An 18618-nucleotide genomic window follows, 5' to 3' on the forward strand; every position below is an offset into this window, starting at 1 on the left:
TTTATAGAGGAATCCATGTAATATTCAATCTGGTTGGAGAGGACGAAGTCGTAATGGTTGCTAATTGGTGGCTGGCTCTTATTATTATGGTTGTGTTTAATGGGATTGTAGCTTGGACTTTATTTATAGGACAAGAGCCCGTAAGCCGAAGAGCCAAAAAGTGGTTGTTTATGGTTGCCAATGTTATTGCATTTATGCTTGCTGTCTCTCAATTTTTTTGGATGGATTTTTAATAGAATAAGATAAAAAGGCCATTAACCAGTGAATGGGTTGATGGCTTTTGTTTGTTTTTTAATAGAGCGCAATTAAAAATAGGGTTACTTCAGCTCATACTTCGCAAGACTCTTACCCATATCCAGATAAAAGGTAGTTGCATTCAAGAATCGAATGTTTCTCTCGGCAAACCGCGCTTGTTCCAGAATTAATGAGGTTTGCGTTTTGAGTGTGCTAGAATCCAATACATAGAAGGCTGCTTTTGATGGCTTTTCAAAATCAAACCAAGAACCTTTGGACTCGACACCACCGAAGGCGATACTCTGGTTCCCTAGCAGCTGCAACGTGTATTGGTCAGGCAAGTCATCAAAGGTTCTCGTTGCGACAAGCTTATTGTTTGTATCGTATACGGTCAGCGTATTTTTATCCTGAACCAGATAGTGATTGCCTATGGACATGAACAATCTATCTTTACGATCAGACTCAGGTGTTGGCATGATGCGGCTCCATTTCTTTGTTCCATCAGGTGAATAGCCGTATAAGGTTTCAATTCCGGTCTTGGCATCTAATACCGGAACAAGAACAGTTCCACCACTGAGAACATCGAAGTCAGCATGTATATAGCTAAAATAATCCTGCGGGTATTTGGCAGTCGTGATTTTTTTGTTAGCCGAAATAGAATAGATATCTAAAATCGTTGCAGCCCCTACATAATTAACGGAGCCGACATAATTTCCTTGGATGTGGCGTATAACGCCATCGTATTCTCTATCAAGAAGTTGTTTGCCTTCCGTTGAATATAGAACTAAATGGCTCTTATCTTGAATCGTATCAATAGTAGCAATGCGTCCATCATCAAGCACGTACCAATTAAAACTATAAGCAAGGGTCTTCGACCATCGCTGCTTATTGTTTGAATCAAGCGCGACTAGCTTTCTGACATTTTTCTTTTCAATTTTTACCTGTTCTACATAATATAAGTTCCCATTACGGTCTATATCGAATGCATTGTACACGTGAGGCGAGTTGCGTATCCATTTTTGCTTTCCCGTCGTATCGTCAAAAGCCATCATCCTGTAAGTGGATTTGCTTTTTCCTCCGGGGCTATAATCCTGAAACATATATCCAGTACGAGAACCGTTTTGATTAGATACGATAGGAAAATATTTTTTACCTAGAAAGTAATAATTTCTGTCTAAAATAGTTGTTGATGTGTGATCTGGAACCGTTATGGTCCATCGTGGCTCGGGAAGCTCTGTAAAGTCAGCAGCAGATACAGGTTGCGATAAAAATGTTGTCAAAATCGCAATCAAAGAAAATAATTGAATACGTAAAGCAAACTTTCTCATTAAAGTAGAATCCTCCTAAATCGTATGTAATGTATTAGCTATGGTGATTATATCATATGGTTTGGGATATGATGTCTTGTCACAAACATTCCGTTCATGAATCTGACCATGAATAAATGGCGTATTTTTGTTTTCTGCGATATATTTAAAATGCTAAAGCTTCTATTATACAGACATGGATAGGGGAACACCAAAATGAACAGCATAGAATCTCTTGAAGCTTTGATTACCATGGTTCCTATCTTTAAAGCAGCAGTTCCTGCAGAATTATCGATTGCTATTTGTGATACAGAAAAATTTATTGCTTATTGGGCTGGCGAAAATATTGATTTGCACATACGTGTTGGTCAACCGCTGCATCACGAGGAACCGCTAATGCATGCGATTCGGAATAATGTAGCGTTAAGGGCAGAAGTTCCTGCCACCTTTTATGGTTTTGAATTTATTGGGACGGCAACACCACTCCACGACTCTAATGGAAATGTAATCGGCGGCATAGCTATTCAGCTTCGAAAACAGAGCGAATTAATAGCCATTGCGGACCAAATTTCGTCTTCACTATCGCAAGCTAACAATCAGCTCTCACAAGTTGCGGATAGCTCGGTAACACTGGCAGAGTCTGCCCAGCAGCTTCTATCACTCTCCCATCAGACGGTAGAACAAGTAGATGAAGCGGGTAAAGTTGTATCCATTGTCAGAAAAGTAGCGGACCAGACGAACTTATTAGGCATTAATGCGGCGATTGAAGCAGCACATGCAGGGGATCGAGGGAAAGGCTTTGGCATTGTAGCCAGTGAAATACGGAAATTGTCCAATGAGACGCTTACTTCTACAAACGCGATTCAGCATACTCTGAAAACATTTGAAGAGGCAATAAGCGGTATGCGTACCTCTATCGAAGGTATAACATCCATTGTTGATCAGCAGGCCGTATCATCCCGACAGGTTTTGGATTTTATTGAAGAGGTTCATCGCATGTCGGAGCAGCTTAATCAATTTGCAAAGAAGTTATAACCCATCATCATGAAAAAGAGCAGAGCACCGTACCAGGTGCTCTTTTTGTTTTCTAATGAACCGATGAAGCATATATCTTTTCAAGGTAAGCCATAGAAGCTTGCTCGGCTTCTTCTTTTAAAATGAGTGTATCCGATTGTTGACGCAAGTATTTATATAAATCGATTGTGCTTTTTAATGCATGGTAGCAGCTTTCAAATTGGTGCGAAGGAATCGTCTTTTTTAGCTGTTCTATTTCATTGATGCCATACTGTTCCAATTTTCTGACGCCTCTAGGAAGCTGCCCGTTTTTCATTAATACCAACGGGCCTAAGACAGCACCGCGAATAAAGGTTAGATGGTCGATCAGTTCAAACCATTCTCCTCTTCCCAGCTTCGTTGCGCCGTAATGAACCCACACCCAGAAACGGTCCTCTATCCATTGGGCATCCGGGTACGGATGAGAGGGAGAGGTTTTTTCAAAAATATGACTGATTTCCTGATCCTTTTCCCATAAAATAAGAGGGTTTTCGATTCGTATTTCAAGCTCTTCCAATGTAACGAATTTAAGATCGACATGCAGCGGTTCTGGTCCGTATAAGCAAATCACCACGCGAGGCTCGCCGACATGCTCACCTGTAAATCCAGACAGCAGCTTGCCCAAGCCTTCAGCAATGAGAAGCCGTTGATTCATCATTTGCTCCTGGTAGGCTGAGTCGTAAACGATGATTAGGTCTAAATCGCTATACTCATCCATCGTATTCGTCATCATGGAGCCGCCGGCAAGGAGACCGCGAACTCGTTGATCTTGACTGAGTTTTTCCTTTGCTTGATTGAGGAATCGTTCGTGCACAGGTAAAAACATAGCAAACACCCCTTATAATATGACCCATCAAAATGGGTATTACGCCAACTTATCATCTCGAATACCCTTTGTCAATTCATAGAGGTTGAGTGAGGGAGAGAGAAAAAAGTGGACAATTTGTATCCGTTTACATTATAATCAATTTAATTCCATATTTTGATGGGGGGTGGTTTGGGGCTTTTTCTGAGCAAGCGTTTCTAAGAACGGGGAAAAAGCTTGAAGCCTTATTGGCGTGCTAATCTATCAAAAGAAATGGAGGGAGAATGAAATGAAGAAAACATTGTATTCCGCTATTATGTTAACGCTGTTATCAGGATCGATTGCGGGTGCCGCCTGGGCGGATAATTACGAGTCGAATGACACTTTAAGCACAGCGTATAAAATTCCAACGCAAACGGTGGCTACTCCCTATGGCCCGTCTTACTGGGGGGGAAGCGCCTGGTCCTATTTATCATCCCCGACAGATGTGGACTACTTTACATTCAGAGGGCATGGCAAATCTGTCGTGCTGGGTTCTCCTTCCGGCTATGATTACGATTTATACGCCTATGACAGTGCAGGGAATTTGGTTGCTTCTTCTACGAATACGTCAGGAACGGATACGGTTCTTGTCGACTACGATAATGTATATTTTAAAGTAATAAGCAAAGATGGACGCTACAGCGACACGGCAGCTTACAGCGTAACCTTTTACAAAAGGGATGTTTGGGTACCGTGACCAGCCAGTCATTGTAAAATAACGGTAGACATTATGGACTTAATTGCTCCTGTCTCCACTAATAGAAACTCTACAGCCTCCATGAGGTTGTAGAGTTTTTATTATTTTAAGCAAATAGCCTGCATACTTTCATTGCGCCTGTTCCTTCGTAAAAACAAAAAACGACATACTATTTACAAAAATGGTATTAATGTATAAAATATCCATAGAAGCGAAGGCTTCAGTACGCGGCTTATCCCATATGGTCTGAAAGATTAGGATAGAATATCCCCACTATTAGTTGATTGGAATTTTATTGGAGGTGGAATACTTGGCACGTGTGTTAGTGGTAATGATGCCTGCAGAAGGGCATATCAATCCCTCATTGGGATTGATCAAGGAGCTGGTAGAGAACGGCGATGAAGTCGTCTATTGTTGTACGGAGAAATACCGGACGAAGATTGAACAGATCGGTGTGCAATTTAGGGCTTACTCATTCAACGAGGCAACCCTGATGAATAACCCTGATATGAAGCCGTTTGAAATCAAGCATCCCTATCAATTTATATATATGATTTTAAAACATATTATTCAGCGATTTATTCCGGATGTTCTGAGGCTGACTGAAAATGAAACCTATGATTATCTTATTTTTGACTCCTTAATGGGCTGGGGAGGACAAGTTTTAGGTGAAAAGCTGGGTATACCAACGGTTTGCTCGACGACTACCTTTGTTTTTGTAGAGCTGCTTGGATCGGGCAATAAACTGGACGATGACGATGAGGAGGTCAAGGAGCTTTATAACGGCATCATGGAATTGTCACAGCAATTAGCTGCACAGTTTAATGTGGCTGCCCCTTCCTTGGATGAACTTGCCGGACATCCAGGACAATTGAAGATTGTCTATACAAGCCGTTATTTTCAACCAATGGGTGACACGCTGGATGACAGCTTTGTGTTCACCGGCCCATCTATTATAACGCGCAAGGATGCGCCAGCCTTTGCCTATGAGCCGCTTCATGCTCCGTATAAACAGACGGTTTACATTTCGATGGGAACGATTTTAAATAAAGACCTTGATTTTTATAAGCTCTGCTTCACCGCCTTTCATGATTTGCCTGTACAGTTTATATTATCATCGGGGAAAGATACCGATTTAGAGCCAGTGGCTGATCTCATTCCTGATAATTTCATCATAAGGCCCTATGTTCCCCAGCTGGAAGTGCTGCAGCGTGTAGATGCTTTTCTGACACATGCGGGCATGAACAGTACGAGCGAAGCCTTGTATTATAATGTGCCATTGATTATGCTCCCGTTGACCTCGGATCAGCCTCGTGTGGCAAGCCGCGTGAAGGAGCTGGGAGCGGGAGTAATCGTGGATAAGAACAACCTCACGCCCGAAGTGCTGAGGAACGCTGTATTAGAGGTACTCGGCAATGCCTCCTACCGGGAGCAGGCTGGCGTGATTGGCGAAACGCTGCGCGAGGCTGGCGGGTATAAGCAGGCTGCTGCTGCCATTGGGAGCTTTTTGGACAATCGGCGGTTATCGGCAACGGCCAGCTCTTCGCTTGAATAAAGAAAGCTGCAAGCAGCTTTCTTGACGTCAGATAAGAGTGGCTACTTAGCGTAGACATTAGCAAGGGCATCGTTAAAAATAGAATTATTAACGTCTATCTGAGGAAATTTGCAAAGTTTTGTTTGCACAGTCATGGTTCGCCTCTATTATGGAAAGCCCGACCACATGCAGTCGGGCTTTTGTTAAGCCTTTCTTTTGTAAACAGTCGTAGACAATGTGAAAATATAAAGAATATTTACCGTTAAGGTTGTGGAGGAGATGTCTAAATTATAAAAATGAAACCATATACATGTATTCTATTAAATATTATCAAATATAGCGATGAAATTCAAAATGCCGATTTCCTTTTTTGTGCTTCATAATGCAGTTTTTGTGGCAGTCCCATTTATGGTATCAAGTATAGATTCTAAAGTTTGTATTATACTATTTTTTTCATCTGTATCCTTTAACATCCAGTTTTCGATTAACATATCTTCTAATGAATTCGAGTTATAGTTCCCAAATATAAACTTCGAACTTTCATATATTTTGGTTTTACAATTCACATTCGAAATAGTAGTTTTCCACTTGTTTTTGTCTGCAACAATTTTATTAATAAAGTCCTCATCCCAAATAATATCGTCCGGTGTCATCTGTGGAAAAAAATATACATGTTTATTAAAGTAATTGATATAATTCGTTTGGAGTATTAAATATTGATCTTCGCGCCCACCTAGCTCTGAATTTCCATCTACTTCGAAATTAACTTTTCCACCAGTTAGGTTTTTAATTACCTCGTCGAGAATAGCTTGATTTTGAGTTTCCTGTAACTGCATATTAGCTATTCTTTGAATTGGTTTGCTTGGACGTTGGTCTCCATCAAAAATTACAAATGTTCTGTTAAGGGACTCAGTAGAATACAATTTGATATAGTTGTTTTTAATAACAGAAGCACCACCTGGAGTAAAAAAAACCTGTATATTATTGAATTTACTATTACCTAAATGATCCATTGTTTTTTTAATTATTTTCTCTGCTAGCCGATCCTCAACTTGAATTCTGTAGTTAAATGAGTAAGAGTCACCTAATTTATAGAAGGCTTCATTATACCAACAATCATCTTGTACTATAGTTTTGTTACTATTTAGATCTTGATAGAATAACTTAACTGCTTCCTTCGGTAAATGCTCAACAAAGTTTGATGAATGTGTTGATATCACAATCTGATGTTTTTTCTCTAAAGCTATTTTTAAAAGTACTTTTTTTAAACGTTTTTGTGCACCGGGATGTAATGATACCTCAGGTTCATCAAGTAGAATCAAAGTCTCTTTTTCTGCTTTTAATAGTTCATGAACTAACTTTACTACGGCAATTTCTCCACTTCCAGCATGTGCTTCTGAATATTTAATACCATTTCGTTCCAGAAGAACGGACGTTCCCCAATTTCCGAATAATTTATGGGCAACAATTTTCCCACCTATATAGTCTTTTCCTAAAATATAAGAAATAACTTCTATCTCTTCTTTAGATAATTTAGAAACCTTTTTATTTTGGTCATTTACGCCTATTTTATATTGTTTATCTGTATCAAACACTTTTTTTAGTTTAATGGATTGATTTCTTAGGTAGTCTTGTTTAGTTTTAGAGGCTAGACCTCTTTTTAATTCTCCAAAATAAAAATATTGATCGAAAGCACTTAATTCTGAACGAAAATCTAAATAAAGTACCTTTTTGTCAATAGGTGTGAACCTTGACTTACTGTCAACTTGCATATTATATTTTTTTAGAGGCCTACTTGTTTCCCAATAATCGGGGTTATCATTCCTTTTAGCTCTGGTTTTTAATACTTCTTTTAGCGTTGTTTGATCATGAAATCCATAAAAGAAGCAATGTCTATTCTTTCCTATCTCATCAACTTCTTTTATAGGATCAATGCTTGTAGAAAACCAAAATTCGCCAGGAGAGTTTCCTCTAGGTGCACCGTATAAGGCTTGTAGAGTGGAGCTTTTTCCAGCACCATTCTCACCTACAAATACGGTTAATGGAAATTGAAATGTTATATGAGTATCATTATCAAGATTCTTAAAGAACGGAAATCTGATATACTCTATGAAATTTTTGAAAACTCCTTTTTTAAAAACCTCGAGATTTGTGTTTATTAAGTCTATAATATCACTATCTGTATTTTTCATAATACTTCCTCCCTAATTTACTTAATATCACAGTTCGACAAAGTTCGTAAATATCCTCTTGAAATTTTTAACTTCTTTTTTAGAAGTGCATATTTAATAATTAAACTTTTAATGGTATCGTAAAATACTACATATATTAGAGGTCGTATTTGTTTCTATTTAATTCTTGTATGATAATTTAAAATCTCTATGTTAGAGACGGGAATTTTAATGATTTGGGTTGTGTAATTAAAAACAAGGAAGGCAGAGTTTCAAACTCTGCCTTCCTTGTTTTTAATTACACATAATGTTTTGTTTCGGTTTCCCCTATTTGTGTAGACATATTACTAAGTTCTAACTCTGAAGTAAGGGTTGAAATAATACTTCTACCAATTGCTTCAGCTATTTGAGGTGGAACTGCGTTTCCTATTTGCTGCCTAACTTCAGTTCTATTCCCAAAAAATCTATAAGAGTCTGGAAATCCCTGTAATCTAGCGGCTTCTCTAGGTGTAATTGCTCTATTTTCAAATGGATGACCGTATCGCCCACGTGTGAAACTATCAAATCCGCCAGTTATTGTTGGAGCATACCCATCCCACTTAAGACGTCCAAAGACATCGGGCCAACCACCTTTAGAACTATCGACATTTTGATGGCATTTTAATCTCATTTCAAATGGTATATTTTTCCATCCTCCTCCTTGAGGGACATATGAAAAGCGTTTTATGTTCATATATGACACATTTGCCCTATAGTGGTTATGATAATCTGGATGTTCATACTTTGCTTCCAGAGGAGGCTCGGGTAACTCGCTCAGTACTTCACCTACCGTTTTCCATACATTGGTTGTAGGTGAGGGGATTTGGAAAGAGGAAAAAATATCTTTTCTTTTTCCGATGATGATAAATCTTTCTCTTGTTTGTGCTAGTCCATAATCAGCACTATTATAAAAATGCGGATAAAGTTCGTAGTTTATCAACTGTTCTTCTACTGCTTCTATAAATATTTTTCCGCGTTTATGACCTAACATAGAGACATTCTCGAGCATGAAAAACTTTGGGTTTAATTCTCTAACAAGTCTTGTGTACTCCAAAACTAAATGATTACGTTCATCTCCCAGATGTGCTCCTCTTTTTTGTTTAGAAAAGCCTTGGCAAGGAGGTCCACCTGCAAATAAATCTAAGTCACTTATATCTACTCCTATACGATCATTTAGCATCTTGCCAGTTAATTTAGTGACATCCGCTTCGAAACATTTATCAGAGAGATTCTCTTTATAGGTTAAAACTGCTTGTGAATTATAATCAAAAGCGGTTCCAATGACGAAGCCAGCATTGTGTAGTCCTAGTCCTAGTCCTCCTGCACCACAAAAAGATTCAATAACAATAGGTTTTCTCATGTTGAACCTCCATCAGAATTACATACAATTAATATAGCATACTTTCTAAGAAGGGGATAATATGCTAATAATGAAAGCTGTATAATTTCTGAATCAATTTTTAACACAATAAACCTTGTATAGAATCATTATACTTTTTTGGTGTTTATTGATTCATAATTAGATATATTTCTCTATTTTTTGGATTTCGATTTACTTAGGGAGAATATTATTTGATTTCGGTGGGGGATTCAGTTTGTAAGTCTTTTTATATAAAACAGAGCTAACATAGAATAACTATTTGTGTGTCCTTTATGCTCAAATTGTATTTAAAAATGAAAGAGATACAACTCTCGCATATCTCAACCTTGTGTCATAATTAATCCTCTTCTATAATCAACAGTGCATAGACACTAATAATCTCATTCATATATTCCAGCTATATTAAATAATATGATACGTATTCTACTTTTTAGTCTAACAATAGACTATTCAGATAATATAAATGTCACTACTACAAATCAGGGATATTTTACTATAAACACTCTGTTTTATATGGTAAAGTGAGTATCGGCTACCATTTCCACTTAAAGGAATAAGCTGCAGATTATGAACCCACCATGTCTTACGAAAACGGAGTGAGAGAGTATGAATTTTAAAAAAATGGTTTTGTTGTTTATGGTTTTTATTATGTTTACCGGAGGACTAGAGTCTTGGACAGGGACGGCGAGTGCCTATACTCCGTTTGAGTATCGGCAAAACGATTACCTCGTTAATATCCTGGAAGATGGAGACGGGCAAAATCGTGTGTTTAAATTCGAGACCCCCAATAAAATTACGGCTAGTAATACCGAGCTGCGTCTGATTATTAATGCTAGAGAAATTGAACCTGAGGAATATACGGTTGATTATGAGAGCTACACCATTACCCTTAATAAAGCACCTTATCCGGGATCAGAGCTTTCAATAAAATACGCAATCATACCGACGTATCAATGGGGAGAAGGGATTTCGGGCAAGTCTTATATCGGAAATGCTCTTTCCTATGGGGATGGTTCAACAAAGGTTTTTAAACTAACTACAAAATATATGATAAATTCGAGTAAAAAAGTTATTTTAAGAATAGGTGGAAGGCAGGTTCCTAACTCGGAGTTCACTTTTAATCATGAGAATTATACTATCACCCTACTAGAAAAACGCCGGGCGCCTTTAGCGGAAGAGGAAATATATTTTTATATTCCTAAAACTTCTATTACGGGTACCCAAACGTCCCCTGGTGGGACGGTAGAGGAACCGACATCGGGTGGAACAACAGAGCAGCCGGCTTCTGGAGGGACAACGGTGAGTCCTCCATCTGGAGAAACAGGGGAGAGTCCTGTCTCGGGTGGTACTGGATCTACAGGTACAGAGGCTGAACCAGAATTTCAACTGCTTGGGGGCGAAAGCTACCCTGGCTCTATTACGCTGAACAAAAATTATACGCTTACGGTTAAAATAACCATTCAGGCTAAACAACCAGCCTACACTTCCTATTTAATGGTCAAAAATGCAAGTGGTGAGGTCGTTAAGCGAATCAGAGTTAAAGCCGGCAGTACTTCAACCTATTCACTGAGGAAGATTGGACTGCCTTCAGGCGGATATTATGTTTATTTGAAAACCATTAATCAATCAGGTGGATTGGCAGCTTCTCTACCTATATTCGTTCCGATTAACAATGAAGCTAAACATATTAAAGTGTTTATTTCAGGATATATGCAAGCTTATGCACAAGCTCCAGTGAATACAAATGGGAATGTACTCGTTCCGTTCAGGTCCATTTTTGAATCGCTGGGGGCAAAAGTGGAATGGGACAGCACCACTCAAACCGTTACGGCAACGAAAGAAGGAAAAACCATCGTATTAACGATTGGCTCCAACATTGCCTATGTGAACGGTGTGGCTATAACTTTGAGCGCAGCACCGCAACTAATCAATGGAACCACAATGGTTCCTGTTCGATTCGTTAGCGAGGCACTAGGGGGATTGGTAGAGTGGAACGTGGCAGCTAATTCAGTTGTTGTATTTCAGAGTGAGCCGATTATCTCTACAACTGTAGAAAGTGAGAAGGAGGCGGAATCTGACGCGACTAGTTCTTCGCCTATTTTAACAAAAATATCGAAAGGCATTACCGCTCCTACGGATATTGTTTTTGTCATAGACGTTACAGGCAGTATGGGAGGGGTCATCGATTATATAAAAGAAACGGTTAAAAGTTTTGTGGATTCTGTTCCAGCCGGCTCCAATTTTGCAATTGTTGCTTATCGGGATATTAATTATGTTGATCAAAACAAAAATCTAGAATTTTATTCTTTTACCAACAATAAAAACGAGTTAAAGACTAATTTAGATCAATTAAAAGCTGCCGGAGGAGGGGACGAGCCTGAGTCGGGACTCGATGCTATTTATATGGCAATGAACAAGCTATCGGGCAGAACGAATGCCAAAAGGATCATCTTTATAACGGATGCCTCTGTTCACGATAAAGGCACCACGTCAGCAAAATCCAGCTTCACTCTTAAGCAGGTAATTGCCGAGCTGAAAACGAATAAGGTTGTCCTAGATGCAATAGCTCCAAAAAGCGGATCAGCCTATAAGCAAATTATTCAGCTTGTGAATAGTAATAAGGGCAAGCTGTACGATATCGATGATGCTAGTACTATACTGTTAAACAAATAAGTTTTATTCCATATTTGGGCTTGATGGTTGAGGCCAAACAAACAATTGTAGCGGCAAGAGGTGCGCAGCCTACTTGGAACTGCCATACTTGATGAGGCAGCGTGTAAGAGCTGTTCTACACCTTTTTGCAAGGTTCAAATAAACGGAAAAATGATATAATAATAACGAATGGAGCTGATGCCGATGGATTTGTTGGACCCGCGTGTGGATTTTGTATTCAAACGGATATTTGGAAGTGAAAACAATAAAGATGTGTTGTTAGCTTTTTTGAACAGTATATTTATTGAAGCTGGAGAAACTCCGCTGACTGAAATTATTCTTATGAATCCGTATACGGATAAAGACGATCCACTCGATAAACAGTCCATTTTTGATGTTTATGCAAAGACCTCGGAAGGCAAACTAATTGATATCGAGATGCAGCTTTTCAATAAGTACGACATAGAGAAACGAACCCTGTTTTATTGGAGCAAACGGTATGCGAGTCAACTCAGTGAGGGCGATAAATATCCGGAGCTTAAGAAATGCGTGACGATCAACATTTTAAACTATTCGTTCCTGAAGAACGATCAATACCATAATGTGTTTCATCTGCGTGAAGATAAGACAGGAATAGCCTTAATTGACGATATTGAGGTTCATTTCTTAGAACTGCCTAAGCTGAGTGAGCGAATCGTTCCATCAGAGGGCGGGTTGATTAATTGGCTGCTGTTTTTGAAAGGGGCCCATACATCACAATGGGAGGTGCTGAAAATGAATGAGCCGAGCTTGGAGAAGGCGATGGATACGCTGCAATATTTGAGCCAGGATTCAGAAGCCAGACGATTATACGAGGCCAGACAGAAGTATTTGCATGATGAAGCATCCATGATGGAAAGCGCGATGCAGGCGGGCATGAAGGCGGGCATGAAGGCAGGCATGGAGGAAGGTATGAAGGAAGGTATGAAGGCGGGTAAGGAGGCAGGCCTACAAGAGGGTATGAAGACGGGCATTAGGGAAGTGGCAGAAAATATGTTGCGCCTGAATCTGGACATTGCAACGATATCCAAAGCTACGGGTTTAACGGAGCAGGAGATTGCCAATTTAATAAAGTAAATAAAGATTGTTCTTGAAGGCTGTTTCCCTAGTTCTAGATTTTGAGCCTAATTCAACATGAAAAATGCAGTGCGCATCCTTTTGGGTGCGCACTATTTGTAGTTGCACATTCATATAAAAGGGGAATGAGCGGGTAGGGCCTCCCGCAAATTTAAACCGGGGTCCTCAAACAATTAATGACTTCTAATTGACGTTTACAGCGTAACCTATTAGACTGATGGTACATAACGATTATTATATTTTACATAACAAAAATAACAAGTATTTTGCGTTCAACAGCTATCACTAATTTAACCTATACGTGGATAGGGATCGAATTGCTTTTTGGAAGCTGGCTTTGGATAGATCTTGACCAAGGTGACTGGGGTGAGTGACCAGTGTGAAAAAGAAAGGCGGTGTTTTTATGACAAGTAGGCAGTCTTTATTAGAAGTAATTGCAGTGGATGAGGCAGACGCGAAAGCGGCAGAAGCGGGTGGTGCGGATCGCATCGAGCTGGTTTGCGCTATGTCGGAAGGCGGGCTCACGCCTAGCTTCGGTATTATCGAGCAAGTAGTTTCCAGTGTTTCGATTCCAGTGTACGTTATGATTCGGCCGCATAGCCGATCGTTCTGCTACAACGAGGACGACAGGAAGGCAATGAAAAGAGATATTCATATAGCTCGCGATCTAGGAGCATCCGGCATCGTTATAGGTGCTTTGACAGCTAAGGGCGAAGCGGATCTAGCGCTGCTGCAGGAGTGCTTGGCTGAAGCTCAAGAATTAGGCGTTACTTTTCACCGGGCGATTGATGAGAGTGCTAGCCTGACCCAAACGTTAGACGCCATAAGCGCTTTTTCCCAGATTGAACGGGTACTCACATCGGGTGGCAAGAGCACTGCCTTAGAGGCAATGAACGAATTAAAGGAACTATCCAAACGAGGTGGGGAACGCAACGTTGCAGTAATGGCCGGAGCAGGGTTGATCTTAGATAAAATCCATCCTTTCGTCCTGCATACAGGCGTTACGGAATTGCATTTTGGTTCAGGAGTGCGCCGCGATGGCAGCTTTCACTCACCTGTTGATTCGAATTTAGTAGCAAAAGCAAAGCAGCACCTTGTAAACGCAGCGAAAGAGCTTCACAACTTTTAATTCCCTAATCATAGAACAAGAGGTGATCCGGTTATGCAGATTATGGCACCGCATTTGGTAGAGGAATATAGAGGCGGCACGCTTGAAAATATTCATCACGGTCACATTTGCGGAATCGATGATCAGGGTAAGGTCATTTATCGTGTGGGCGACCCGGAATGGGTGTCCTATATGCGCTCTGCGGCCAAGCCTTTTCAGGCAATTCCAGCCTTTATACATGGCGTTCCTGATACTTACAGCTTGACGGAACCAGAAAAAACACTGATGACAGCCTCGCACCGTGCTGAGCCTTATCAGGTAGAAGCGCTGGAAGCGATGCTTTCCAAAATAGGAATAGAGGAACGTTGTCTGATTTGCTCCGAAACGTATCCTTTAAGCATGCAGGCCCGCGATGCGCTCCTGCTCCATAGTCAGCCGCCGCGTCGTCTGTATCACAATTGCTCAGGGAAGCATTTAGGCGTGCTCGCGTTATGCCAAGCAAAGGGATATCCACTAGAGGGATATGCGGACCCGGAGCACCCAGCGCAGAGAGAGATTTTACAGACAATCGCTGAATTCTCAGGGGCGAAAGTGGAAGAAATCCAGCTGGGCACGGATGGCTGCGGTTTTCCGGTGTTTGCGCTGCCCCTGCGGCAAATAGCGGCCATGTTCCTAAAGCTTGCTTGCCCGGATTTGCTGGAAGATCAGCGAACGCGAGAGGCAGCTGGGCAAGTAGGAAGGCTGATGAACGAAAATCATAATATGGTTTCGGCCCCTTGGTTCATATGCTCCAATCTGTTAAAGGATAGCAATATCGTGGCGAAGGGCGGTGCCAAAGGCATCTATGGGTTCGCGCTTCGCAAGGAAAGAGTGGCGTTCGCATTGAAGGTGCTGGACGGCTCTGAGGAGGAATGGGCGCTCATTATTGCTTCCATTTTGGAGCAGATAAATTATAGCAATCGCGTTACAATTGACTTAATGTACCAGCTTGCGTCGCGGGAGCTTAAAAACGACAGCGGCCTTCTAGTAGGCACCAATAAAGCGGTATTTCAACTGAATCGAGTCGAGAAAGGTAGGCGGTCCCAATGAACCAAGCGCAGTGGGTAGAATCGGCGGCAAGCGTGTCGCCGTCAGAACGTCAGCTTAAATGGCAGTCACTGGAGTTTTATGCGTTTATTCATTTTACGGTAAACACCTTTACGGATCAGGAATGGGGCCTCGGCAATGAGGACCCGGCGATTTTTGACCCGACGGAGCTTAATGCTGATCAATGGGTAGAGGCTTGCAAATCCGCTGGGATGCGGGGGTTAATTTTAACCTGCAAGCATCACGATGGTTTCTGCCTATGGCCTAGCAAGTATACGGATCATACGGTAGCGGCAAGTCCTTGGAAAAAGGGCTCTGGCGATTTAGTGCGGGAAGTAGCCGAGGCATGCCGAAAGGGCGGAATCCAGTTCGGTGTCTATTTGTCGCCATGGGACCGGCATGAAGCCTCCTATGGAGATTCGGAGCGTTATAATGAATTTTTCAAAAATCAGCTCAGAGAGCTGTTGACGAATTATGGAGATATTTTTTGCGTGTGGTTTGACGGTGCATGCGGGGAAGGGCCTAATGGCAAAAGGCAGGTGTATGATTGGGACGGCTACTATGCGGTCATTCGCGAGCTGCAGCCCAATGCTGTTATTTCTGTCTGCGGTCCCGATGTGCGCTGGTGCGGCAATGAAGCAGGGCATACAAGGGCTTCAGAATGGAGCGTCGTCCCGGCCCATTTGCAGGATAATGAAAAAATTCAAGAGCAATCGCAGCAAGCGGATGATCGCGAGTTTGCAACCCGAATCAATTCGCAGGAAAGTGATCTAGGCAGCAGAGAGATCGTCAAGCAGTACGACGAATTAATCTGGTACCCAGCGGAAGTGAATACATCGATTCGACCCGGCTGGTTTTACCATGAAGCTGAGGATGATCAGGTGAAATCGCTGGAAGAGCTTCTAGGCATTTATAATGGCTCGGTTGGCGGCAATGCGACCTTCCTGCTGAATCTTCCACCGGATAAGCGCGGTCTTGTTCATGAGCATGATATAGAGCGCTTACATCAGCTTGGCGACGCTTTGCGCAGCACCTTTGCGCATAATTTGGCAGCACAAGAGCAGGTGGAAATACGAGCATCGGAAACCAAGGACGACAATCATGCGGCATCACAGCTGTTGAACGATGATTCGGATACGTTCTGGTGTCCTCGCGAAGGGACGGAGCAAGCTTGGATAGAGCTGGATTTGCAGGAAGAGCAGCGCTTTGACCGAATCGTGCTCAAGGAGCATATTAAGACGGGACAACGAATTGAACGTTTTCAGGTGGAATACCTTGATGGGGAAGACTGGAAGCTTTTATATGAAGGAACGGTTGTTGGCTATAAGCGCATTTGCTGCTTCGAACCGATAATCGCGAGGAAAATTCGTCTCACCGTGCAACAATCGAGATGGTGTCCTACTTTGTCTGGGCTGGGTGTTCATTTGAGCAATCAAGGGGAGGCTGTTTAATGGCGATTTTTGAATGCAGGCAATCTCAGTTTTTTTATGATGAAAAACCGATACAGCTTTTATCAGGAGCTCTGCATTATTTTAGAATCGTCCCCGAATATTGGACCGACCGGCTGCAAAAGCTGAAAGCTTGCGGCTTCAATACCGTAGAAACCTATGTGCCGTGGAATTTTCATGAGCCCAAGCCAGGACAGTTCCGTTTTGATGGCATGGCGGATTTGGAGCGCTTTATTCAGACAGCAGGGGAGATGGGTTTGCTCGTAATTGTGCGAGCAAGCCCCTTCATTTGCGCGGAATGGGAGTTTGGCGGATTGCCTGCATGGCTGCTGGCGGATGACGAGGTTAAGCTTCGCTGCTATAACGAGAAATTTCTGGAGCGGGTGGACGCTTATTACGATGTGCTGCTGCCCAAATTACAGCCGCTCCTATGTACAAACGGCGGGCCAATTATTGCGCTGCAAATTGAAAATGAATACGGAAGCTATGGCAACGACGCCAGCTATTTGGAATATTTGCGTCAAGCTATGGTTCGTCGCGGGATGAATGTATTGCTGTTCACCTCTGATGGGCCTACTGACTCTTTGCTGCAAGGCGGATCGGTGGCGGGACAGCTTTCTACTGTGAATTTTGGCTCCGGCGTGAAGGGGGCCTTTTTGAAGTTGCGTGAATATCAGGCAGACCAGCCTGTCATGTGCATGGAATATTGGATTGGCTGGTTCGATCATTGGGGAGAGCAGCACCATACTAGAGATGCAGGCGATGTGGCGAGCGTATTCGAGGAAATGCTGGAGGAGAAGGCTTCGGTCAACTTCTACATGTTCCATGGCGGAACGAACTTCGGTTTCTATAATGGTGCGAACTGCCAGCAGAAGGATCAATATGAGCCGACGATTACGAGCTATGATTATGACTCGCTCTTAAGCGAATCGGGTGATCTGACAGATAAATTTTATGCGGTGCGAGCTGTCATCGACCGCTATATGAATCTTGGGGAGCTCAGGCTGCCAGAGCCTATTGGCAGAAGGGCATACGGTCAGGTGGAAATGATGGAGCAGGCAGCATTGTTCTCGCAGTTAGACCGGCTGTCTGCGCCGATTCGCCGAACGAATCCTGAACCGATGGAGAAGCTGGGTCAGGATTATGGCTTCATTTTATACCAGACAACGATATCGGGGCCGCGGGAGAAACAGGAGCTTGTCGTGCAGGAGGTACGCGATCGTGCGCTAGTATTTTTAGATGGAAAGCTGGAAGGTGTGCTGGAACGCGGCAATCATGAGCAGACGGTGTCGTTCGAGGTGCCAGCAGAAGGGGCCGAAATTGCGATTCTCGTTGAAAATATGGGGCGGATCAATTATGGCCCGTATCTCAGAGACCCGAAGGGCATTACGGAGGGCGTCCGCTTTGGCTTTCAATTTTTATATGACTGGACGATCCATTGTCTGCCGCTTGATGATTTATCGCCTTTGCAATTTGCGGCTGAGATCACCGATGCCTTCGCTAGCACTAATTTCAGCTCTAGTGACAACGCTAGTACCAGCACTAATACCAGCTATAATACCAGTAACAGCACTGCCGCTGCGCAGACGTCTCCTGCTTTTTACCGGGGCATTCTCCGCGTGGACGATGTGCAGGATACATTCCTGCGGCTGGAAGGCTGGACGAAGGGCGTTGCCTTCGTAAACGGGTTCAATCTGGGAAGATATTGGGACAAAGGGCCGCAGCAAACGCTGTATGTGCCAGCACCGCTTTTACGCCAGGGTGAAAATGTCATTGTTCTATTCGAGCTGCATGGAACGGCCAATCGGAGCGTAACGTTTGTAGATACCCCGGATTTGGGCGGCTAGACTGGAAAATAGAATAGTAGACGATTATTGCGAATTGTGTAATAACCGGGAAAAGGGTATACGTTGGTGTGAGGATACAAACATGCGGGAGAGGATGA

Annotated in this window: 14 protein-coding genes; 10 read left to right on the forward strand and 4 right to left on the reverse strand. The window is 42.3% G+C overall.

Going from position 1 to position 18618, the window contains the following annotated elements:
• The first annotated feature begins 53 nt into the window (after positions 1 to 53).
• Complete coding sequence (locus AC50Y5_RS21315; RefSeq protein ID WP_494863575.1) at positions 54 to 233, forward strand: hypothetical protein; 180 nt, start codon at positions 54 to 56, stop codon at positions 231 to 233.
• Between the two features lie 84 nt (positions 234 to 317).
• Here AC50Y5_RS21315 and AC50Y5_RS21320 read toward each other — a convergent pair whose 3' ends face one another.
• Entirely contained in the window at positions 318 to 1562 is a 1245-nt protein-coding gene (locus AC50Y5_RS21320) for a hypothetical protein (protein WP_494863576.1), read from the reverse strand.
• Between the two features lie 195 nt (positions 1563 to 1757).
• On the opposite strand from AC50Y5_RS21320, the gene AC50Y5_RS21325 reads away from it, so the two are divergent.
• Entirely contained in the window at positions 1758 to 2576 is an 819-nt protein-coding gene (locus AC50Y5_RS21325; protein WP_494863577.1) for a methyl-accepting chemotaxis protein, read from the forward strand.
• 52 nt (positions 2577 to 2628) lie between these two features.
• Here AC50Y5_RS21325 and AC50Y5_RS21330 read toward each other — a convergent pair whose 3' ends face one another.
• Complete coding sequence (locus tag AC50Y5_RS21330; protein ID WP_494863579.1) at positions 2629 to 3420, reverse strand: nucleotidyltransferase domain-containing protein; 792 nt, start codon at positions 3418 to 3420, stop codon at positions 2629 to 2631.
• Between the two features lie 268 nt (positions 3421 to 3688).
• Between AC50Y5_RS21330 and AC50Y5_RS21335 the strand changes: the two genes are divergently transcribed.
• Together AC50Y5_RS21335 and AC50Y5_RS21340 are read left to right on the forward strand one after the other, a co-directional pair.
• A complete protein-coding gene (locus tag AC50Y5_RS21335; protein WP_056032426.1) occupies positions 3689 to 4138 on the forward strand; it encodes a hypothetical protein in 450 nt (149 codons plus the stop codon).
• A gap of 310 nt (positions 4139 to 4448) precedes the next feature.
• The gene (locus AC50Y5_RS21340; RefSeq protein ID WP_494863581.1) at positions 4449 to 5693 is read left to right on the forward strand and encodes a macrolide family glycosyltransferase; all 1245 of its coding nucleotides are present in this window, start codon (positions 4449 to 4451) and stop codon (positions 5691 to 5693) included.
• A gap of 356 nt (positions 5694 to 6049) precedes the next feature.
• On the opposite strand, the gene AC50Y5_RS21345 is transcribed toward AC50Y5_RS21340, so the two are convergent.
• Positions 6050 to 7864, reverse strand: coding sequence for an ATP-dependent nuclease (locus AC50Y5_RS21345; protein WP_494863583.1), 1815 nt, complete (start codon positions 7862 to 7864; stop codon positions 6050 to 6052).
• Positions 7865 to 8141: 277 nt separating this feature from the next.
• A complete protein-coding gene (locus AC50Y5_RS21350) occupies positions 8142 to 9242 on the reverse strand; it encodes a DNA cytosine methyltransferase (RefSeq protein ID WP_494863585.1) in 1101 nt (366 codons plus the stop codon).
• A gap of 627 nt (positions 9243 to 9869) precedes the next feature.
• Here AC50Y5_RS21350 and AC50Y5_RS21355 point away from each other — a divergent pair.
• From AC50Y5_RS21355 to AC50Y5_RS21380, 6 genes are all read left to right on the forward strand, one after another.
• Entirely contained in the window at positions 9870 to 11936 is a 2067-nt protein-coding gene (locus tag AC50Y5_RS21355; RefSeq protein WP_494863587.1) for a stalk domain-containing protein, read from the forward strand.
• 183 nt (positions 11937 to 12119) lie between these two features.
• A complete protein-coding gene (locus AC50Y5_RS21360) occupies positions 12120 to 13031 on the forward strand; it encodes an Rpn family recombination-promoting nuclease/putative transposase (RefSeq protein WP_494863589.1) in 912 nt (303 codons plus the stop codon).
• A 370-nt stretch (positions 13032 to 13401) separates the two neighbouring features.
• Positions 13402 to 14160, forward strand: coding sequence for a copper homeostasis protein CutC (locus AC50Y5_RS21365; RefSeq protein WP_494863591.1), 759 nt, complete (start codon positions 13402 to 13404; stop codon positions 14158 to 14160).
• 33 nt (positions 14161 to 14193) lie between these two features.
• Positions 14194 to 15228, forward strand: coding sequence for an asparaginase (locus AC50Y5_RS21370; RefSeq protein ID WP_494863593.1), 1035 nt, complete (start codon positions 14194 to 14196; stop codon positions 15226 to 15228).
• Positions 15225 to 16676 carry an alpha-L-fucosidase gene (locus AC50Y5_RS21375; protein ID WP_494863595.1) on the forward strand — a complete coding sequence of 484 codons (1452 nt, stop codon included), beginning with the start codon at positions 15225 to 15227 and terminating at the stop codon, positions 16674 to 16676. Before AC50Y5_RS21370 ends, AC50Y5_RS21375 begins: the two co-directional genes overlap by 4 nt.
• The gene (locus AC50Y5_RS21380; RefSeq protein WP_494863597.1) at positions 16676 to 18520 is read left to right on the forward strand and encodes a glycoside hydrolase family 35 protein; all 1845 of its coding nucleotides are present in this window, start codon (positions 16676 to 16678) and stop codon (positions 18518 to 18520) included. Before AC50Y5_RS21375 ends, AC50Y5_RS21380 begins: the two co-directional genes overlap by 1 nt.
• The last annotated feature ends 98 nt before the right edge of the window (positions 18521 to 18618 follow it).

This window comes from Paenibacillus sp. JT22N7, from assembly GCF_059383875.1.